The sequence below is a fragment of the Hymenobacter pini genome, assembly GCF_020421205.1.
Lineage (GTDB): Bacteria > Bacteroidota > Bacteroidia > Cytophagales > Hymenobacteraceae > Hymenobacter > Hymenobacter pini.
Map to the genome: position 1 here is coordinate 855,824 of NZ_JAIZZH010000002.1, position 20,216 is coordinate 876,039.

Here is a 20,216-nt window from a genome sequence, read left to right on the forward strand (position 1 = left end):
ACATACTCCGGGCCGATTCGGGCCGATTTGCCACCCCTCACTTTTGCACCTGTCATTATGAACGACATCACCTCCGCCGAGCTGAAAGAGCGCCAAGCCAACGGTACTGCCCCCATCATCATTGATGTGCGCGAGCCCTGGGAAAACGAAGAAAGCCGCATCGAAGGCAGCCGCCTGATTCCGCTGGGCGAACTGCCCGGCAAGCTCGACGAGCTGGAAGACCTCAAGCATCAGGAAGTGGTGGTGCATTGCAAAGGCGGCGGCCGCTCGGCCTCGGCCAAGGCGTTCCTGGTGCAGCACGGCTTCGACCACGTGCGTAACCTGATTGGCGGAATGCAGGGCTACCAACAAGCGTAAATCAGTATTTGCCCTTTGTAGAGAGGCCGAGTTGCTCAGTGCAGCCCGGCCTTTTTCTATGCATAACCATCAATAAAATAGCGCGTAACGAGCATCATTCTACAGAGACAATAAAATTTAATTGCTCGCAATTGAATTTTATTCAACCAAATACCATTCCTTTGTCCATATGAAAGCGCCATCTGCTTCGGCACCATCTGTGAATCCGATTCAGCAACTGGAAAACCAGCTGTGCTTTCCGCTCTATGCCGCCTCGCGCATGATTACCAAAGCGTACCAACCCCTGCTGGATAAGTTCGACCTGACGTACCCGCAGTACCTAGTGCTGCTGCTGCTGTGGGAATACCAGGAGCGCACGGTAAAAGAGCTGGGCGACCATCTGGCCCTTGACTCCGGCACGCTCACGCCGCTACTGAAGCGCCTGGAGCAGCGCCAGCTCATCAGTCGCCGCCGCGACCCGCGCGACGAGCGGTCTGTTATCATCGGGCTGCTACCGGCGGGGGCGGCGCTGCAGCAACCGGCTTGTAAGATTCCGGCGCAGCTTTTCGAAAAAATGGGCATGCCCCAGGCCGAGTTCGAAGCCCTGCGCGACCAGCTTACCCAATTGCTTACCCGGCTGAGATAAATCAGCCTTTCTACTTCAGTTTCATTCTTTCTTCTCCCTTCTCATGAAAATCGAGAAAGTATTTACCGCCCAGGCCAAAGCCAAAGGTGGCCGCGACGGTGCCATCAGCACCAACAACGACGTGCTGAACCTCACCCTGAGCACCCCGAAAGAAATGGGCGGCCCCGGCAAAGCCGGCGCTACCAACCCCGAGCAACTGTTTGCCGCTGGCTACGCTGCCTGCTTCGAAGGTGCGCTGGGCGTTGCGGCCCGTCAGGCTGGTGTGAAGCTGCAGGACGTAACGGTAGAAGCCCTCATCGGCTTCGGTAAGGCGGAAGATGGTGGCTACGGCATTTCGGCCGACCTGCACGTGAATATCCCGGGCGTGGAGCAGGGCCAGGCCGAGCAACTGGTAGAAGCCGCCCACGGCATCTGCCCCTACTCGCGCGCTACCCGCGGCAACATTGAGGTGAACCTCACGACTACTACCAACGCCGTCTAGTTGGGTAAACTTCTCGTTGGGGGCTGAATACGGGTTGCTGCGGGGTACCGCGCTGCACGTATTCAGCCCTCAATCCTTTTTACTGCTGTTAGCTGTTAGCTGTTAGCTGTTAGCTGTTAGCTGTTAGCTGTTAGCGTGTATGCCGATTTCTGAACTGGGTTACAGCAAAACGAAAAAGCTAACAGCCAGTAGCTAACAGCTCAAAAACCCATTTCCATGAAAACTAACACCATTCTGCTGGCCAGCCGGCCCCAGGGCACACCCACGGCGGCCCAGTTTCAGTTTGAAACCCGCGAGCTGCCCGCACCCAAAGCCGGCGAGGTACTGCTCAAAACCCGCTACGTGAGCGTGGACCCCTACATGCGCGGCCGCATGAGTGCCGCCAAATCGTACATAGCGCCGTTTGAGGTGGGCCAGCCCATTGTCGGCGGCGTAGTAGCTGAGGTAGTAGAAAGCCAGGCTGAGAACCTGCCGGTGGGCAGCATTGTGGTAGGCAACCTGCCCTGGCAGGAATACAGCGTGGCCCCGGTCGCCAGCCTGAACCGCGTACCGGCCGACAAAGCCCCCATCAGCTACTTCCTGGGCCTGCTGGGTATGCCCGGCCTCACGGCTTACTTCGGGCTCCTGGATATCTGCCAGCCCAAGCCGGGCGAAACGGTGGTGGTATCGGGGGCGGCCGGGGCCGTGGGTATGGTGGTGGGCCAGCTAGCCAAAATTGTGGGTGCCCGCGTGATTGGCACCGCCGGCTCCGATGAGAAGGTGGCCTACCTGAAGCAGTTGGGGTTCGATGAGGCCATCAACTACAAAACCGCCGACGTTCCGGCTGCCTTGGCCGCCGCTGCGCCCAACGGCGTGGACTGCTACTTTGATAACGTGGGCGGACCCATCACCGATGCAGTGTACGACCTGCTCAACAAGCACGCCCGCATTGCGCTCTGCGGCCAGATTTCGACCTACAACGAAACCGAAGCACCCGTGGGCCCGCGCCCCGAGGGCAAGCTGCTCAAAACCAGTACCAAGCTGCAGGGCTTTATTGTGAGCGACTACCTGCCCCGCTGGCCCGAAGGCGTGAAGCAGCTCACGGAATGGTACAGCCAGGGCAAGCTGCAGTTCGAGGAAACCATTACCGAGGGCTTCGAGCAGATTCCGGCCGCCTTCCTGGGCCTGTTCAAGGGCGACAACACCGGTAAGGCCATTGTGAAAGTCGCCTAGCGTAACCATCTTTTTTTCACCCCCTAATACCCTTTCCCATGAAAATTCTAATGGTGCTCACCTCGCACGACCAACTGGGCAATACCGGCCACAAAACCGGCTTCTGGCTGGAAGAATTTGCCGCGCCGTACTACGTGTTCAAAGATGCCGGTGCCGAGCTGACCCTGGCCTCGCCCAAAGGCGGCCAGCCTCCCCTCGACCCCAAGAGCGACGACCCCAGCGCCCAGACAGACGCCACCAAGCGCTTCAAAGCCGATGCGGCCGCCCAACAAGCCCTGGCTAACACCGTGAAGCTCGACTCCGTGTCGGCTGCTGACTATGACGCCGTGTTTTATCCCGGCGGCCACGGCCCCCTGTGGGACTTGGCCGAGGACAAAAAGTCGATTGAGCTGATTGAAACCCTGTATGCCGCCGGTAAGCCCGTAGCCGCCGTGTGCCACGCCCCCGGCGTGCTACGCCACGTGAAAAGCGCCAACGGCGAGCCACTGGTAAAAGGCAAATCGGTAACCGGCTTCACCAACACCGAGGAAGAAGCCGTGCAGCTAACCAACGTGGTGCCCTTCCTGGTGGAGGACATGCTGAAAGAAAACGGCGGCAATTACTCGAAAGGCGCTGACTGGGCCCCCTACGTTACCCAAACCGGCAACCTGATTACGGGCCAGAACCCGGCTTCCTCGGAGCCGGCCGCCGAAGCCCTGCTGAAACTGCTGAAGAAGTAGTCTTACCACTAAGCACTTGCAAAGGCCCCGGCGGCTCCTGCTATGGAGCGGCCGGGGCCTTTTGGCATTACAGGTTGCTGTAGATACAGCAATGAGAAGCCGCAAAATCCAAACAACTTTTTATATTTCTGCACTTACCCCGTTCTAGCTCCCGCGTTATGAGTAAAATTCTGGAAGAAATTGACCAGGCCCTGGCCACCTTCAACTCCAGCCAAGGCCGCCCAGTTGCCATTGAGCTAGGGGAGCGGAAATACAACCAGCTGATTCTCGACGTAGCGCACCTGCACGCCGACGGCGGCGACCTGACCCACAACACCGGCCGCCCCCTCGCCTACCGCGGCCTCGAAATCCTGCGCGACGACACCAACCGGGACCGGGTGCGGGTGATATAACGGAAGGAGCTAGTAGCTGGGAGTTAGGAGACAGGAGCTAGAGCGCCAGAACGTCATGCAGAGCCGGAGGCGAAGCATCTCGAAATGACGGGCTGCTTGTATCACATCGATGATTCCCTCCTAGCTTCTAACTCCTAGCTCCTACCTTTGTAGCATGAATTTGCTATCTGCCGAGAACCTCGGAAAAAATTACGCCGACCGTTGGCTGTTTAAGGACCTGAACTTTGGGTTGCAGCAGGGCCAGCGCGTGGCCTTTGTGGGCATCAACGGTACCGGTAAAACCACCCTGATGAAGGTGCTGGCCGGCATTGAGCCGCCCGATACCGGCGAGGTGAGCGTGCGTAAGGGCATTCGGGTGACCTACCTGGGCCAGAACCCCGATTTCGACGAAACGCTGACGGTGGAGGAAACCATCTTCGCCAGCCAGAACGATACGCTCAAGGCCATCAAGGAGTACGAGCACGTAGTAAACGACCCCAACCACAACCCCGACGACCTGCAGCGCGTGATGGAGCGCATGGACGCCCTCAGCGCCTGGGATTACGAGGCGCAGGTGCAGCAGATTCTGGGCCGGCTGGGCATTCTGGGTGAGCTGCTGAATCGCAACGTGGGCAAGCTCTCGGGCGGTCAGCGTAAGCGCGTGGCCCTGGCCCGCGTGCTCATTGAGGAGCCCGATGTGCTGCTGCTAGACGAACCTACCAACCACCTGGACCTGGCCACCATTGAATGGCTGGAAAACCGGTTGTCGTCGCCCACGCTCACGCTGCTGATGGTAACTCACGACCGGTACTTCCTCGACAAAGTGGCCAACGAAATTGTAGAACTGGACAAGGGCCAGATGTACCGCTACCAGGGCAACTACGCCTACTTCGTGGAGAAGAAAGCCGACCGGGAGACGCGCGAAGCCGTGGAAGTGGAGAAGGCCCGCCAGCTGTTCAAGAAGGAGCTGGAGTGGATGCGCCGCATGCCTCAGGCCCGTGGCACCAAGCAAAAGGCCCGCATCGACGCCTTCTACGTGACCAAGGAGAAGGCCGCCACCAACCTAAGCAAGCAGCAGGTGGAGCTGAGCGTGAAAACCACCCGCCAGGGCGGCAAAATCATCGAGGCCAGCCACCTCAATAAGCGCTTCGGCGACAACGTGGTGCTGGATGATTTCAGCTACGTGTTCAAGAAGAAGGACCGCATTGGCTTGGTGGGCCCCAACGGTGCGGGCAAATCCACCCTGCTGAACATGCTCACTGGCAAGCTCCAGCCCGACTCGGGCACCGTGGACGTGGGCCAGACCACCGTGTTCGGCTACTACACCCAAACGGAGCTGGAATTCGACCCCTCGCAGCGCGTAATTGACATTGTGAAGGAAGTGGCCGAAGTGGTTGAGCTGGCCAACGGCGACGTGCTTACGGCCAGCCAGTTTCTGAGCCTGTTCCTGTTTCCGCCGGCCCAGCAGTACACGCTGGTCAGCAAGCTGAGCGGGGGTGAGAAGCGCCGGTTGCAGCTGCTGCGGGTGCTCATCAAGAACCCCAACTTCCTGATTCTCGACGAGCCGACCAATGACCTGGACATCGGTACGCTGAATATCTTGGAGGACTTCCTGCTGCACTTCTCGGGCTGCCTGCTCATCGTCAGCCACGACCGGTACTTCCTCGACCAGCTGGCCGAGCACCTGTTTGTGCTGGAGCCCGGCGGGCAGGTGCTTAACTTCCCCGGCAACTACACCGATTACCGCGAGTACCTGGCCGAGCGGGAAACCGAAGCCGCCCTGGAAGCGGCCGAGAAGGAAGCCAAAGCCGCCCGCGCCGCCGCCAAGGCCGTAGCCGCCGCGCCGGCTCCGGCCCCGGTAGCTGCCCCTGTGGCGGCGGCCCCGCCCAAGCGCAAAGCCACCTTCGCCGAGAAAAAGGAATACGAAACCCTGGAAAAGGAAATCGGGCAGCTGGAAGCTCGCAAAGAAGAGCTGATTGAGAAACTCAATTCCGGCACCGGCTCCCACCAGGAGCTGGCCGACTGGGCCGCTGAGCTGAAACGCACCGAAACTGCCCTCGACGACAAGGGCCTGCGCTGGCTGGAGCTGGCCGACTTCGTGTAGCCGCTGGTGGGCCACTAAAACCAATTGGTGCCGACTTTGTAATTTACCCAGCCTCTGCCAAGGGGCTGGGTATTTTTTTCACCACTCTCCTTCCCCCACCAATGAAAAATCTTCGTCTTTTCCGCATGCTGCTGCTGTTGCTGGTTGGTATTCTTTGGGCCGGCCACAGTCAGGCCCAGGATGCCCCCAAAGAAAAGCCCAGCCCGGCCGCTACGGCCACCGGCAAAATCGGCAAAGCCACCGTAACAGTAGCCTACAGCAGCCCCGCCGTGAAGGGCCGCGCCATTTGGGGCGGGCTGGTTCCGTACGGCCAGGTATGGCGGGCCGGGGCCAACGAAGCCACCACCTTCACCACCGACCAACCCCTGATGGTAGAAGGCAAAGCCCTGCCCGCCGGTACCTACGCGCTGTTTGTCATCCCAACGGAGAAACAATGGACGGTAATCTTCAACAAAACGGCCAAGCAGTGGGGCGCTTTCAAGTACGATGAAAAGCAGGACGCCCTCCGCGTAACGACCATCCCGCGCAAAGCCCCCAGCATGGCCGAGCGGCTGGTGTATGAGGTAACGCCCCAGGGCCTGATTCTGCGCTGGGAAAACCAGGAAGTGCTGGTTGCGCTGAAATAGCACTTGCACTTTACTTCCAGAAAAAGCCAGCGGATGCTTCCGCTGGCTTTTTCTGTGTCAACGAGGTTCTGTTTGCGCTACAGCGGCGGGAGCAGGCTGGTATTGCCGGGTGCTCCGCAATGCCTGGGTGAAGGTAAACTGCACCGGCCGCTCATCGAAGAACACTACTAGGCGTAGCTTCCGCGCCACATCCAGGCGCGGAAAGAACACCTGCCCGCGCAGGCCCTGACCGGGAGCCAGCGTGTTCTTGCGTAGCACTACGGCTTCCAGCGCTGTGGTCTGCGAGTACAGCTGCTGTGCCTGTTCGGCGTGGTCGAGGCGTTGGTTATCGAAAAAGGCCTGGTTATCCTGGTGGCGGGCTTCGCGCTCCGCAACTTGCTGGTCTGTTTCCTTTTTCTTGATGCTGGACACGTCCTCGGCTAAGTCGGTCACGGTGGTCAGGATTTCAAACCAGCTCACGTTAGTGGCTTTGCGCTCCTGCTCCTTCAATCTGGCCTGTAGCTGAACCAGCCGCACTTCTGGGTCGGCGGCCAGGCGGCGGGCTTCGAAGAACTGGGCCGGTACGCGGGTGCTGTCGGCCAGGGTATCGGGCACAGCCATGTAGTAGAACGTTTCGGGCGCAATGAGAATAGGCTTATCAGAGTAGTTCAGGTAGGCCACTTCAAATACCAGTTCGTTGTCGTCGGCTCGAAGGAAGCCTGCGCGCACATACACACTATCGGGGTGGCTAACTACGCTGGTGGGGTGCCCATTCACCCAGGGACCATTGGAATTAGCTGGCTCCACGGCCAGGAAGGTGCTGGCCCCGCAGGCGGATAATAGCAGGGCCAGCCCTCCGGCTGATAGCATAGAAAACAGACGGGTAACAGTAAGCATCGGCGTTGAATAAAAGAATCAGACGATAACAAAAAACGGCCGGACCAGCAGGTGGTCCGGCCGCTGATAGCGTCGTTGCAAGAATAGTTCCAGTTTTGTCTAATTTATTTCAACGGGCAGGTGGGCTGCACCATCGTGGGCCACCGGAAACGGCCAGGAACGCCGCACCGCCGCCAGCGGAATGCGCCCGAATACGTGCGGGAAATACGCCTGACGTCGCTCGGCCCACTCCCGCTCCACCCGAATGCCTGCCGCTTCCAGCGCGGCTTCATCCACTTCCAGCAGTACTGACCCGGGGCTGGCCCGGTAGTACAGTCGGGCCGTTTCCAGCACCTGCCCTAGCTCGGAAGCATGAATGAAGCCCTCGGCCGCTAAATCGGCGCTTTCAAAAAAGCCGGTTTCCTGCGCCCGGTGCCAGTCGGCGGGCTGTGCAATGCGGTAGAGCATGGAGAGTTGAGTGTTGAATGATGAGTTATGAATGATGAATTAGCCGTTCAGACAGCCTACCAGCTTATGTAAGCTGAAAATTCATCATTCATAATTCAACACTCATCATTAAAAACCTTACGCTTTCCACACTTCCTGCTGCACCGTTTTGCCTACCGTAATAAGTAGGCGCGTGGGGTTGGGCACCAGCGTGAGGCGGGCCTCTTTGCCCGAGTACTTTTCGGAGTCAATCCAGACGCCTTCCTTGGGCGTGGGCGTACCGCTGGTGTTGGCCGGCAGGTAGGCCGTGGGCAGCAGCACGTCGGTGTCGGAGCCCAGGTCGTTGTGTACTTTTTCCAGAGCAGCTTCCAGGAAAGCGCCGTATTCGTCGTTGAAATCGTCCTCGAGGTCGTGTAGCTCTTCCTCTACGTCGTCGTAGCGGGCATCGTCATAGGTGAGCTTGTGCAGCTCGGCTTTCTTCTCGATGAGGGCCACCAGGGCGCGGTTCAGCTCTTCCGAATTCATACTAGGTAAGGTAGTAGGTGAAGGTGCAAAGGTGGGGAGGAATCAGCAGTTTCCCGCGCTTCCGGCCCCGGCCTACATACGTTTCCGCGCGGGTTTAGGCTTGCCTTTCCTGAATCGTTGACCTTCAACGGGAATCATTTAGACCAAACCAGTATTTTTACCCCAACCAACACTTCCACCCGCCACCCAAGCTGTTTCTCTATGGAAACCATGACCTCACCGGCCGTGCAGGCCCACCCCGCCCACGACTTCCTGCCCCTCAACGGCACTGATTATCTGGAGTTTTACGTGGGCAACGCCAAGCAGTCGGCCTACTTTTATCAGGCCGCCTTTGGCTTTGAGCTGGTGGCCTACGCCGGCCCCGAAACCGGCCAGCGCGACCGGGCCAGCTACGTGCTGCAGCAGAACAAAATCCGGCTGGTGCTCACCACTTCCCTCCTGCCCGACTCCGACATCACCCGCCACGTGGCCCAGCACGGCGACGGCGTGAAGGTAATGGCCCTGTGGGTGGACGACGCCCGCAAATCCTTCGAGGAAACCACCAAGCGCGGTGCCAGGCCCGCCTTTGAGCCCTACACCGTATCGGATGAGCACGGCGAGGTGACTATGGCCGGCATTTACACCTACGGCGAAACCATCCACACTTTCGTGGAGCGCAGCAAGTACAACGGGCCTTTCCTGCCCGGCTTCGTGGCTAAAACCAGCGGCATTCCGCAGGGCGCCCCCGTGGGCCTGCAGTACGTGGACCACTGCGTGGGTAACGTGGGCTGGGGCGAAATGAACCAGTGGGTGAAGTTTTACGAGGACGTAATGGGCTTCAAGCTGCTCATCACCTTCGACGACGACGACATCAGCACCGAGTATTCGGCCCTGATGAGCAAAGTGGTCAGTAACGGCAACGGCTACGTAAAATTCCCCATCAACGAGCCCGCCGAAGGCAAGAAAAAAAGCCAGATTGAGGAGTACCTCGACTTCTACCACGGGGCCGGCGTACAGCATATGGCCCTGCTCACCCACGACATCCGGGCAACCGTAACGGAACTGCGCCGCCGCGGCGTGGAGTTCCTGCAGGTGCCCAACACCTACTATGAGGACCTGCTGGACCGCGTAGGCCACATCGACGAGGACCTGGACAGCATCCGTGACCTGAACCTGCTGGTGGACCGGGACGAGGAAGGCTACCTGCTGCAAATCTTCACGAAGCCCGTGGAAGACCGCCCCACCGTGTTTTACGAAATCATCCAGCGCAAAGGCGCCAAATCGTTCGGTAAAGGCAACTTCAAGGCTCTGTTCGAAGCCATTGAGCGGGAGCAGGCCCTGCGCGGCAACCTGTAACCCACCGTCATTGCGAGGACGCAGGACGAAGCAATCCTTCCTTCACGCAGTCAGAAGTTCTGACCTAATGAAAAGCCCCTGACGCCAGCACGGCTGTCAGGGGCTTTTCATTTTTCGGGGCTTCGGGCACTGAAAAGGACGGATTGCTTTGTCCTGCGTCCTCGCAATGACGGGAAAACCTCTTTTCTTTACTCCCGTTCTCTGAACTCCTCTTTATCCCCCCAAAAGCACTTTCGTATGGCCCTTACGCCCGAAATCCACGCCAAAATCAACAACTGGCTCACGCCTAGCTACGACCATCAAACGCAAGCCGAAATCCGCGAGCTGCTGGCCGCTAATCAGGATGATTTCCTGTCGGATGCGTTTTACCGGAATCTGGAATTTGGCACGGGTGGGCTGCGCGGCATCATGGGGGCGGGCTCCAACCGCATGAACCGCTACACGCTGGGTATGGCGGCCCAGGGCCTGAGCAATTACCTCGTGCAGTCGTTCCCGGGCCAGGAAATTAAGGTAGCCGTGGCCCACGACTCGCGCAACAACAGCCGGCTGTTTGCCGAGCTGGTGTCGGCTATTTTCTCGGCCAACGGCATTACGGTGTACTTATTTGAAGCTCTGCGGCCCACGCCCGAGCTGTCGTTTGCCATCCGCCACCTGAGCTGCCAGAGCGGCTGCGTAGTGACGGCCTCGCACAACCCCAAGGAGTACAACGGTTTCAAAGTGTACTGGAACGATGGCGCCCAGGTAGTAGCCCCGCACGATAAGAACATCATCCGGGAAGTAGAGGCCATTCAGTCGGTAGGCGACGTCCGGTTTGAGGCTGATAACTCGCGCATTCACCTGATTGGCGAGGAGCTGGATGCCGCTTACCTGGCTCAAGTGAAGGCGCTAAGCATCAACCCCGCCGCCATTCAGCGCCAGCAAGACCTCAAGATTGTGTACACCCCGCTGCACGGCACCGGCATTACCATGGTGCCCCAGGCACTGGCGCAGCTGGGCTTCACCAACGTGCACATCGTGGAGGCCCAGGCCACGCCCGACGGCAACTTTCCCACGGTACAGTCGCCTAACCCGGAGGAAAAAGTAGCCATGCAGATGGCCCTCGACCAAGCCAAAGCCCTCGACGCCGACCTGGTGCTGGCCACTGACCCCGACTCGGACCGCGTAGGCATTGCCGTGAAAAACAACCACGGCGAGTGGGTGCTGGTAAACGGCAACCAAACCGCTGCCCTGCTCACGCACTACCTGCTCTCGGCCCGCAGCCAGGCCGGCAAAACCACCGACCAGGACTTCATCGTGTACACCATCGTCACCAGTGACGTGCTAGGCGACATTGCCCGCCACCAAGGCGTGAAAGCCTACCAGACGCTCACCGGCTTCAAGTACATTGCCGGCATCATCCGCGACTTGGAAGGCCAGCAGAACTACATTGGCGGCGGCGAGGAAAGCTACGGCTACATGATTGGCGACTTCGTGCGCGACAAGGACGCTATTTCGGCCTGCGCTTTGCTGGCCGAAATGGCCGCCGCCGCCAAAGACCAGGGCCGTACGCTGTACCAGGAAATGGTGCAGATGTACTGCACTTACGGCTTTTATAAGGAGCACCTGATTTCGCTCACCAAAAAAGGCCAGCGCGGAGCCGAGGAAATTCAGGAAATGATGGCCGAGCTACGGGCCAACCCGCCCCGCACCATTGCCGGCCTGCCCGTGGTGGAGCTGCGCGACTACAAAACCGGCCGCATCCGCGACCTGCGCACCAACCTCGAAACTGAAACCGGCCTGGAAAGATCCAACGTGCTCCAGTTCATTCTGGAAGACGGCAGCAAAATCTCGGCTCGCCCCAGCGGCACCGAGCCCAAAATCAAGTTCTACTTCAGCGTGCGGCAACCCCTGAAATCCGCCGTGGATTTTGACCTGGCCGACAAACTGGCCGGCGAGAAAATCCAGCGCATCATTGATGATATGCAGCTGAAATAACCGTTGAGTTAGTGTAATTTTCGGCCTTGTTTATTTATCGTCCGGCGGCTGCCTGATCTGCAGCAGCCGGACGTTCGTTTTTACACGTAACTATATAACTGAATTGAAACAGTTTGTACTACCAATTTTGGGCTTAACGGTCCTACTTCCATCCGCTATACAGGCTCAGCACCGCCCTACTGACTACGTGGTAAAGGCTAACGGCGACACCCTACGTGGACGCGTTTTATTCCACAACAGAGCCGTCCAAACGGTTCATTTGCGCAATGCGAAAGGGGCAGTTTATGATTTTGAGGCAGCCGAAGTCCGGACCATTGGTACACCACTAGGCGTACAGGCTGAATCTCGAGTGGTAGGCCCCAATGGCTCTATTCGGCTCTTGCAACCATTGTTGCGGGGACCTATCAGCTTGCTCAGCGGCACCAATGACCAAGGAGAGAAGCGTTTTTTCCTTCAGCAGCAAGACTCTGCTTATGTAATAGAGGTGTTGTCCTGCGCTCCACGTTTGGCCTATCTACGGGTAATGCCCGGCTGCCCCGAGCTGGATTTTTCCTCGATTCTGATTGAAACTAAGTATACTTATAACTATCCCAGTTTAATGCAGCTGGTAACGCGCTACAACAAGTGCCGCTACCCGCAACAGACAATCCAACCAGTGGCTGACCCTGGTGGTATTCACAGCTATGTGGGCGTGAAGGCAGGCCTACGCAATACCAGCATAATGCCCGATGTGACGGGTAACGCACCTCGCACCTCAAACTCGCTTGATTGGCATGCCGGCGTTTTCGTCAATGCATTGCTCACGCGTCACATTGCGCTGCAGGTAGAGGCTGTGTATTCTGCCGTTGCCGATACCTACGGAAATCAGGAAGTATATAACGGAGGGGCCTACTACAAGACTGTCATGTCTTACAATGTGGCTTATAAGCAGGTACAACTGCCCATACTGCTGCGCTACCAGTTTGGCAGTGGAAAAGTGCGTCCTTTTCTGAATATTGGGCCACAATACACACAGTTGTTCGGGCGCAAGCTGGAGCGAATTGTTCAAGATCAGAATGGTACCCCCGCACGTGTTTCCAGCTTCAACATGCGGGGGTACAATGTAGGCGCTGCCAGCGGGGTGGGCGTATTGTGGCAACAGCCCAACCGCCCGCAGTACTCCCTAGAACTGCGCCTAGACCATAACCTTCGCGACGACAAGCCCTCTGCTATTGCGCCTTACTTGGCTGATATTCGGCTTGACCTAGGCATTGCTTTCTGATTTTTTTCGCTAGATAAATCACCACTGTCAGTACCCGAGTATACTGCTTGAGTACTGACAGTGGTGGTCAGAACACGAAGTTGAACGACGCCTGCCCCAGTAACCCGCGCAGGTCGCGGCTGCGGCTGTTGAGGGGCACGAAGTAGCTGGCTTTCGTATCTAGCAGAATGTGGCGGGTTTTGACGAGTTCCACGCCTAGGCCTAAGTTCAGGTTCGGAATGAAGTCATTGGCCTTATCGTCGTTGCGGTTCAGGATGAAGCCGCCCACCTGATAGCTGGTGTACAGGTTGAGGTAGCGCCGCCGTCCCCGGCCAAAATTGCGCGGGTAAAAGTCTTGCCCAAAATTGATAACGAACAGCTCATTCACGAAAGCTGAATCGGTTTTGTTGGTTGTGGTAGGCTTATATACGCCTAGGTTGAAGTAGCTTTTGCCCCGCGTGAACAGGTATTTGATGGCGTAGCCTTGGTACGCCTGGCTGGTGAGGCCTACCTTCGGGTTATCGAGGCGCAGATAGGCGTACTCCACGCCAGGCATATTCACGAAGCTTACGCGCCGGTTGCCCGTGGGGAAGCTGATTTCATCAAATAGCCGGAGCGACACGTAGGCCTGTCCTTGACGGCTATTGAGCAACTGCTGCTGCTGCTGAAGTTGCCGCAGGCGCGCCTCCCGCTGCACTACTTCGTTCTGCAGCGAAGCCCGCTCTTCCGCGGGCAGTTTTTCCTCCCGTATCCGGGCTTGCGTGGCAGCTAGCCGGGCAGTTTCGGCCTGCTCATCAGCCTTGAGCTCTTGCAGGCGCGAGGTGAGGTTGTGGGTGTTCAGGTTATTTTCCAGGACGTACCCCAATCCTGCCACCAACGAATCCAGCCGGGGTAAGTCGGCGTTGGTCAGGCTGAACTCAGCGGTGAGTTGCTCGGGCGTTTCCTCCTGCTTCTGCACCCGCACTGCCCGCCGTCGGATAAAGCCGGTGAGGGCCACTCGCGCTTCCGCGTATTTGGTTACCCCTACGCTCAGGCGCTTCTGGGTTTCGTAGGTATCCTGGTCGGTACCGGTTTGGGCGTGAGCGGCACCTGCTAGGCCAACCAGCCAGCAGGTAGCGGCAAGCAAAAAACCAGTCTTTCGAGAGCGTACAGATAGAAAAGGCATGGCAGTGACGTGTGTGTTGAACCGCCGGCAAATTGGACACCCAGCCCGAGGAATACAGTCCGCAATTTTATCAAATCAGACTTTTCAAGTACCTCTCACAAAGTAGCAACAGGCATTCAAAACCATACTAACAAGCCATTACATTACACCCTTACAAAACGTTATCAGACTTTTAGCTCCCTGCCAGTTTACTAACGCTAGGCCGATAGGTGAACCGCTTGATGGTTTTCCTGGTGCCGCACTGTAGTTTAGTGGCTCATAAATTCATCTGAGTGGCGCTTATTCCGGTTACACTATTCCATATTATGCGTTTGGTATGTTGGTTGCTGCTCCTGTTGGGCAGTGCAGTTGCAAGCAAAGCACAAGGCTTGCCCGGTTATGTACTCACCCTGCATGGCGACTCACTCCAAGGGACCATCCGAGAGAAAAACGATTACCAGCTAATCGAACTCACCAATCAGCAAGGCGGCGGGAAACAGCTTTTTCGACCAGATGAGGTGCGAGGCTACGGGTTGGGCAACTTGCCTCCGGTGCAGAGCAAGCTAGTAAAGCGGGCTGCTTCCGCCGCACTGACCCCTGCTTTTGTAGTATCCAGGCAGCTAGGCACTGCCAACCTGTACACATTTGCCAACGAAACTGGCTTGCTTTTGCAGCCGCCGGCCACTGATACTCTGTTCGAGTTAACTCCGCAAAACTGGCATTTGCTGTTTATCAAGCGGCTGGCGGGCTGCCCATCCTCGCAATGGGCAGGTTCCTATTTTCTGGACCTGCCGTTCAGTGATAAGTATGTATTGCGCGAACTAGCGTCTTACAACACGTGCCGCAACCCGGCATGGCAAAACCAGCGGCACCAACAGTCGCACTTTTGGGTAAGCAGCCTGGGGGTGCAGGCTTCGTACGGGCGGGTAAAGGATGGAAAATCACCTGAGCCTTACCAACAGCTAGGGTTACAATGGCAACTGGTTCGGGCCAGTGGGGTTCAACTAACCGTTTCAGCGGGTTATCTGCGGCTTAACCATCACAAGGACCTTGTACCTTATTCCTATTCACCCAACGGCAACCAGTGGTACTCCACACCTTTCCGGAACAACATTTTTCATGGGCAGATACTGTTCGGACGACGTTTCAGCGTAGCTCCGCATCTTAACCTGCTTACCGGCCTTGGCATGGGGGCCGACTACGTACTCTCCAGCACTACCTACTACTATGAACAGAACTCAGCAGGGGCCTTGCTGCTAACTGCCAAAGTGCGGAACCCAGACGGCTGGCTAACCACTCATTTGCTGGGCAGCCTGGGCGTGAGCATTCCGGTTGGGCGCCGACAGGAACTCCAAATGCTCACACAATACCAGTGGGATATTTACTACGGCTTAAAAGGCCCTGCCGTGTGCCTAGCCTATTTGTTTCAAACCGGCCGCTGATAGCACTACTCCCGCCGCTTGTCTCTTCGCCCATCCAAAAGCAACAGCACCAACACCAAAAACGCCGCCACCGATAGGCTCCACCACGTAACGGCGGGCAACCCGCTGTAGTACGGCATGGCGGGCGAATAGCGCCCCAGCAAACTCAGGCCCGCAAACAGGATAACGGCCACCGTAATGGCCGCCAGAATGCTACGGCTCACCAGTTGGTCGGCTTTGCGCAGGAGCAGCTGATAGCCGCTGAGCTCTACCCGCACGCGTAAATCCCCGCGCGAAATTTTGCGCATAATCTGCCGGACGTCGCCGGGCAGGGTTTGCAACAGAGCCAGCAATTGGGTGCCGGTGTACAGCGCCTCGCTCTGGATATTCTCCATGGAGTACTGCTCCCCGATGATACGCGCGCCGTAGGGCCGCACAAACTCGAAGGTGTTGAAGCGCGGGTGCAACACCTTGCCAATACCTTCCAGAATCACCAAGGCCCGCAGAATCAGGAACACGGCCCCGGGCACCTGCAGCTTGTAGCGGTAGATAATACTTTGTAGTGCATCGGCCAGGTCCGACATACTCATCTCCTTCACGTCGAGCAAGGCAAAATCCTCAATCAGTTGGCTGAGGTCGGCCTCGAAGGCGCGCATGTCGGGTATTTCGGAAGTAATGGCCAGGCGGCGAAAGTTAAGGGCCATGCTGCGGGCATCCTGCCGGGCCATGCCGATGAACACGCCCGCAAAGGCATATTTCTGCTGGCGAGTAAGGCGGCCCACCATCCCAAAATCGATGAGCACCAGCGTGCCATCGGGGCGTACCAGCACGTTGCCGGGGTGCGGGTCGGCGTGGAAGGCTCCAAACTCAAAAATCTGGGTCAAGTAGATATCCATGCCGGTTTCGGCCACCTGTTCCGGGCTCAGGCCCCACTCCAGCAGTTGCGGCTTATCGGTGATTTTACAGCCGCTCACGTACTCAATCACCAGAATGCGGTTGGTGCTCAGCTCCCGGTACGGCTTGGGAATATAGAAGCTGGTATAGTCCTCGTAGAGCTTACGGAATTGCTCCATACTACGGGCCTCGGAGGTGTAGTCCAGCTCCTTCATCATGCTCCGCTCGAAGGCGTCCACAATATCCTGGGGGTTGCTCAGGCCCTGGCGGCGCAGGAAGTTGGCGGTGAGGCGCACCAGTTCGTGCAGCAAACTCAGGTCGGTGCGCACTTTTTCCTGCACATCGGGGCGCTGCACTTTCACCACTACTTTCTCGCCCGTCAGCAGCCGGGCCCCGTGTACCTGCCCAATGCTGGCTGAGCCCAGCGGCACTTCATCAAACTCCGAGAATACCTCCTCCAGCGGCCGGCCCAGCTCCTGCTCGATAATGCGGCGGGCCAGCTCCACCGAAAACGGCGGCACGTTGCTCTGCAGCTTCTCAAACTCGTCAATCAGGGCCTCGGGCAGCAAATCGGCGCGGTTGCTCAGGGCCTGGGCCAGCTTGATGAACGTGGGACCCAGCTCCTCGATAATCATCCGGATGCGCTGCCAGCGGGTGGTTTCGAACACCGCCTGCTCCCCTTCCTGCCAGGAGCGGCGCCGGCTCTGGGGCACCAGCCGCCGCAGGGCCGTACTCGTCACCACATCCTCAAACCCGTAGCGAATCAGCACCTCGGCTACCTGCCGGATGCGCGTAAGGTTGGAAATGGTGTTTTTAAACATGTAGCACGGATTTAGACGGATTAAGCAGATTTCACGGATTCCAGAGGCGTGTACTTTGCCAGGTAGCAGTGCTACACCGCTGGTTCAGTGTGGCCGGGGCCTACGGGCGAAATCTTTCCCAATCTGCGAAATAAGCGCATAAAAAAGCTCCGTCCGCTAGGCCACGGACGGAGCTTTTCAACGCAATACTATCAACTAAGCGTTGCTTTCCGAAGAAGCCGCGCCGGAGTTTTCCTTTTTGGCAGCACCGGCTTTAGCGGCGGCCGATTTTTGCGTTTTGCCGGCAGCGGCGCTGGTAGCGTCAGCTGCTTTTTTTACGGCGCCAGCGGCTTTGCTGGTAGCGCTGGAAGCGGGTTTAGCAGCCGACTTGGGAGCGGCAGCTTTCTTGGGGGCTGATGCGGGAGTGGCTTTGCCACCTTTCACGGTGCGCTTCAGCTCCTCTACCTCCGAGTTGGGCGCTACGCCTACCGTTTTCAGCAGGCGAGCAGCCAGGCCCTGGGCTTGTTTTTCCAGCTCCTTGCGCTTGGCGTCGGTGTTTTTCTTCAAGTCGTCCATTATTTTGGCGCCTTCCTGCTCCGACAATTTGCTTTCTTTCACCAGCGCGTCGATGCTTTTCTGCACCCGGTCACTGGTCAGGGATGCGAAGCCAACGCCGGCGTTGATGAACTTCTTAAACAGATCTTCCATACGGCTGAAGTGTTAAAAGTAAAGGGGGTGAGAATGGAATAATGCGCTACGCAGGTGGGCACCTGACCAGCAAAGTAGTATGCAAGCCTACTACTTTCGACAAACCTACGAAAACACCGCTATATAGTTGAAGGTGAGAGCAATTTTTTGTTGCCGCATCCCTTTGGTGTTTGTCTGGATGATGGGTTTTCTTATAAAAGGCGGGCTTTAAGCAGCTTTGGCGGAGGATTGGCCCCAGATTTCAGCGGTGAATATGGCTACTTGGTCAAGGGCGGTGCGGGCCTCAGGCAGGAAGCGCCAGAACAGGTGCCACCAGTGTACCAAGCCATCGAACACCTGTAGCGTAACGGGCGTACCGGCGGCCCGGGCTTTCTCAGCAAACCGCTGCACATCATCGCCCAGCACCTCGGCGTTGGAAATCTGGATGAGCAGGGGCGGCAAACCGTGTAAGCGGGCATGTACCGGCGACACCAGCGGATGCGTGAGAGAGGTTGAAGAAGCGTACAATGGCCCCCACCCCCGGATTTCAAGCGCTTCCAGCACCTGGCTTTCTTCCTGGCACACCCGGCGCATCAGTCCCGAAGGCAGCATCAGGTCGGTCCAGGGAGAAAGGCCGATGGCAGCCGCCGGCAATGCTTCGCCCCCATCCCGTAGGGCCACCAGCAACGCCAGGGCCAGCCCTCCCCCGGCCGAGTCGCCGGCCACCATGATGTTGGTGGGCGCGTAGCCCTGGGCCAGCAGCCAGCGGTAAGCCAGCAAGGCATCTTCGAGGGCTGCCGGAAACGGGTACTCGGGGGCTTTGCGGTAGTTGATGGCCAGGGCCGAAACGCCGCAACGCTGGGCCAAGGTGCCTACCAGCGCCCGGTGCGTATTCAAAGAGCCCAGCACATAGCCGCCCCCATGCAGATACAGGATTACCCGGCTGGTATCGGCGCCGGCGGGGCGCACCCATTCGGCTGGCATTTCCTCCACCGATGCATCCTCCATAAATACATTCCAGGGCATTAGCTGCCCGAATGAAAGCAGCTCAAACGCTAGTCGCATGGCAGGCAGGCGGGGCCGCCGCCGGGCCAGTGGGCCGGTAGCAGCAGTTAGTAACTGCTTTAAAAGCAGATGTTGGGTGGAGGGCATTGTGGGAATTAACAGCGGACGGGAGTGCGGGCGGAAAACATCAGCAAAGCCTGTGGCGGTGCTGCACGCAGTTACTTTTTGTTGTTGCCAAGCCGATGGCCTTTGTAGCCCCGGATAGCAATGGGAATCCAGCCTAATACGGGAATAAAGAACGTGAGGGTGAACGGGTTGCGCCACAGCATGCGCCAGTACGCGCCGGGGCTGCGCAAATCCAGGTCGAAGTCGCGCTGGCCATGGCGCAGGTACTGGCGCTCAAACTCTTGAAACAGCGCCGGCCAAGCCCAGGGCAGAAAGAACGGGAAGTAGCGCCAGTTGGCTTTGATGCGCTGCCATAGCTCCCGCCAGCGGTACGGGTGCTGCCCGTGCTGCTGCACGGCGGCGTCCAGTTCCTGCTGCATGCGGCCGCGCACCTCGTTGGCCAGGGCCTCGTATTCGGGGCGAGTCAGCTCATCGGTGGTTTTGGTTGTCAGCTCGTAGGGCTTGATGCGGGTGCCCAGCACGAAGGTGAGCTTGGCCGGAAACGCCATGTAGAAAAACCAGGGCTGCAGCAGCACCAGCAGGATAACCGGACCCATCGGAATAAACGGAATACCGATTTTCTTGCTCAGTCGGTTCACCCAGGCCCAGCTATAGGTGTAGGGATTCAGGTACTCCCCGTTGATAGTGTAGAACGGGATGATATCGGTGCGGTGCTGGATGCCCAGACGCACGATGCTGGTAGCTAGCCGCTGCAGCCGGTACTTGTTGTTGAACCCTTTGCCAATGCCGGGCACCCCCTCAGGGTACAGCATCAGGTTGTGGTCGTTGTAGAACATCATGGTTTCAAAGTTCAGGGTGGTGGCATCCACGCACCCGGCCCGCTTCCAGAAGTCCTTCACCAAAAACGGGTTCATCAGCACCGACTGGGAGAGCATGGGCGCCGACAGCGGCCGGGGCAGGTCGCGCAGGTCGGGCAGCACGCGCCACAGATGCGAGAGGGCCACAATAGCATCCCAGGGAAAGGCCATGCCCGAGTGGTTGGAGGCGAAAATGAGGGGTCGTTCGGGGTTGTTGCGCTCCGGGTACTCCTCAAACCCAACTAGCTCCGAGCGAAACCACACCCGGTCCAGCAGTTGGAGCACGTTGCGGTCAAGGGTTTCTACAAAATGCTCATCGAAGTAATCGGAATAGATATGCTGATTGGCCAGAACGGCGGGCGGCGGCTGGGGTAGAGCAGCAGGAGGATAGGCCATACGCAGACAATATGC

The 20,216-nt window shown here is 58.1% G+C and carries 20 protein-coding genes; 12 read left to right on the forward strand and 8 right to left on the reverse strand.

The features are described 5' to 3' along the window. Window positions 1–57 precede the first annotated feature (57 nt). The 8 genes from LF252_RS10220 (at window position 58) to LF252_RS10255 (ending at window position 6,495) form a co-directional block, all read left to right on the forward strand. The gene (locus tag LF252_RS10220) at window positions 58–357 is read left to right on the forward strand and encodes a rhodanese-like domain-containing protein (RefSeq protein WP_226269480.1); all 300 of its coding nucleotides are present in this window, start codon (window positions 58–60) and stop codon (window positions 355–357) included. A gap of 169 nt (window positions 358–526) precedes the next feature. Further along, complete coding sequence (locus tag LF252_RS10225) at window positions 527–982, forward strand: MarR family winged helix-turn-helix transcriptional regulator (RefSeq protein ID WP_317197848.1); 456 nt, start codon at window positions 527–529, stop codon at window positions 980–982. A 43-nt stretch (window positions 983–1,025) separates the two neighbouring features. Further along, on the forward strand, window positions 1,026–1,463 hold the full coding sequence (locus LF252_RS10230; RefSeq protein WP_226269481.1) for an organic hydroperoxide resistance protein: 438 nt from the start codon (window positions 1,026–1,028) through the stop codon (window positions 1,461–1,463). 216 nt (window positions 1,464–1,679) lie between these two features. Further along, complete coding sequence (locus LF252_RS10235) at window positions 1,680–2,675, forward strand: NADP-dependent oxidoreductase (RefSeq protein WP_226269482.1); 996 nt, start codon at window positions 1,680–1,682, stop codon at window positions 2,673–2,675. Between the two features lie 38 nt (window positions 2,676–2,713). After that, window positions 2,714–3,394, forward strand: coding sequence for a type 1 glutamine amidotransferase domain-containing protein (locus tag LF252_RS10240; RefSeq protein WP_226269483.1), 681 nt, complete (start codon window positions 2,714–2,716; stop codon window positions 3,392–3,394). 158 nt (window positions 3,395–3,552) lie between these two features. Further along, on the forward strand, window positions 3,553–3,786 hold the full coding sequence (locus LF252_RS10245) for a hypothetical protein (protein ID WP_226269484.1): 234 nt from the start codon (window positions 3,553–3,555) through the stop codon (window positions 3,784–3,786). A gap of 154 nt (window positions 3,787–3,940) precedes the next feature. Beyond that, the gene (locus LF252_RS10250) at window positions 3,941–5,869 is read left to right on the forward strand and encodes an ABC-F family ATP-binding cassette domain-containing protein (RefSeq protein WP_226269485.1); all 1,929 of its coding nucleotides are present in this window, start codon (window positions 3,941–3,943) and stop codon (window positions 5,867–5,869) included. Window positions 5,870–5,970: 101 nt separating this feature from the next. Then, on the forward strand, window positions 5,971–6,495 hold the full coding sequence (locus LF252_RS10255; RefSeq protein ID WP_226269486.1) for a DUF2911 domain-containing protein: 525 nt from the start codon (window positions 5,971–5,973) through the stop codon (window positions 6,493–6,495). Window positions 6,496–6,552: 57 nt separating this feature from the next. On the opposite strand, the gene LF252_RS10260 is transcribed toward LF252_RS10255, so the two are convergent. The 3 genes from LF252_RS10260 to LF252_RS10270 all read right to left on the reverse strand — a co-directional run bounded on the left by LF252_RS10260 (window position 6,553) and on the right by LF252_RS10270 (window position 8,322). Continuing rightward, window positions 6,553–7,344 carry a hypothetical protein gene (locus LF252_RS10260; protein ID WP_226269487.1) on the reverse strand — a complete coding sequence of 264 codons (792 nt, stop codon included), beginning with the start codon at window positions 7,342–7,344 and terminating at the stop codon, window positions 6,553–6,555. A 126-nt stretch (window positions 7,345–7,470) separates the two neighbouring features. After that, a complete protein-coding gene (locus tag LF252_RS10265) occupies window positions 7,471–7,818 on the reverse strand; it encodes a DUF952 domain-containing protein (protein WP_226269488.1) in 348 nt (115 codons plus the stop codon). A gap of 117 nt (window positions 7,819–7,935) precedes the next feature. Continuing rightward, window positions 7,936–8,322, reverse strand: a complete 387-nt coding sequence (locus tag LF252_RS10270; RefSeq protein WP_125430793.1) for a hypothetical protein — start codon at window positions 8,320–8,322, stop codon at window positions 7,936–7,938. Window positions 8,323–8,523: 201 nt separating this feature from the next. Here LF252_RS10270 and hppD point away from each other — a divergent pair, with 201 nt between their 5' ends. The 3 genes from hppD (at window position 8,524) to LF252_RS23020 (ending at window position 12,892) form a co-directional block, all read left to right on the forward strand. Continuing rightward, the gene (gene hppD / locus LF252_RS10275) at window positions 8,524–9,657 is read left to right on the forward strand and encodes a 4-hydroxyphenylpyruvate dioxygenase (protein WP_226269489.1); all 1,134 of its coding nucleotides are present in this window, start codon (window positions 8,524–8,526) and stop codon (window positions 9,655–9,657) included. A 237-nt stretch (window positions 9,658–9,894) separates the two neighbouring features. After that, window positions 9,895–11,631 (forward strand): phospho-sugar mutase, encoded by a 1,737-nt coding sequence (locus LF252_RS10280; protein WP_226269490.1) that lies wholly within the window; start codon window positions 9,895–9,897, stop codon window positions 11,629–11,631. Window positions 11,632–11,818: 187 nt separating this feature from the next. Beyond that, the gene (locus LF252_RS23020) at window positions 11,819–12,892 is read left to right on the forward strand and encodes a porin family protein (RefSeq protein ID WP_226269491.1); all 1,074 of its coding nucleotides are present in this window, start codon (window positions 11,819–11,821) and stop codon (window positions 12,890–12,892) included. 67 nt (window positions 12,893–12,959) lie between these two features. On the opposite strand, the gene LF252_RS10290 is transcribed toward LF252_RS23020, so the two are convergent. Then, complete coding sequence (locus tag LF252_RS10290) at window positions 12,960–14,036, reverse strand: hypothetical protein (RefSeq protein ID WP_226269492.1); 1,077 nt, start codon at window positions 14,034–14,036, stop codon at window positions 12,960–12,962. 272 nt (window positions 14,037–14,308) lie between these two features. Here LF252_RS10290 and LF252_RS10295 point away from each other — a divergent pair, with 272 nt between their 5' ends. Beyond that, entirely contained in the window at window positions 14,309–15,457 is a 1,149-nt protein-coding gene (locus LF252_RS10295) for a hypothetical protein (RefSeq protein ID WP_226269493.1), read from the forward strand. A 5-nt stretch (window positions 15,458–15,462) separates the two neighbouring features. On the opposite strand, the gene LF252_RS10300 is transcribed toward LF252_RS10295, so the two are convergent. The 4 genes from LF252_RS10300 to LF252_RS10315 all read right to left on the reverse strand — a co-directional run bounded on the left by LF252_RS10300 (window position 15,463) and on the right by LF252_RS10315 (window position 20,201). Continuing rightward, a complete protein-coding gene (locus LF252_RS10300; RefSeq protein ID WP_226269494.1) occupies window positions 15,463–17,151 on the reverse strand; it encodes an ABC1 kinase family protein in 1,689 nt (562 codons plus the stop codon). Between the two features lie 195 nt (window positions 17,152–17,346). Continuing rightward, window positions 17,347–17,838 carry a phasin family protein gene (locus LF252_RS10305; protein ID WP_226269495.1) on the reverse strand — a complete coding sequence of 164 codons (492 nt, stop codon included), beginning with the start codon at window positions 17,836–17,838 and terminating at the stop codon, window positions 17,347–17,349. A gap of 207 nt (window positions 17,839–18,045) precedes the next feature. Continuing rightward, on the reverse strand, window positions 18,046–18,969 hold the full coding sequence (locus tag LF252_RS10310; protein WP_226269496.1) for an alpha/beta hydrolase: 924 nt from the start codon (window positions 18,967–18,969) through the stop codon (window positions 18,046–18,048). 71 nt (window positions 18,970–19,040) lie between these two features. Then, window positions 19,041–20,201 carry a lysophospholipid acyltransferase family protein gene (locus LF252_RS10315; protein WP_226269497.1) on the reverse strand — a complete coding sequence of 387 codons (1,161 nt, stop codon included), beginning with the start codon at window positions 20,199–20,201 and terminating at the stop codon, window positions 19,041–19,043. Window positions 20,202–20,216: the final 15 nt, after the last annotated feature.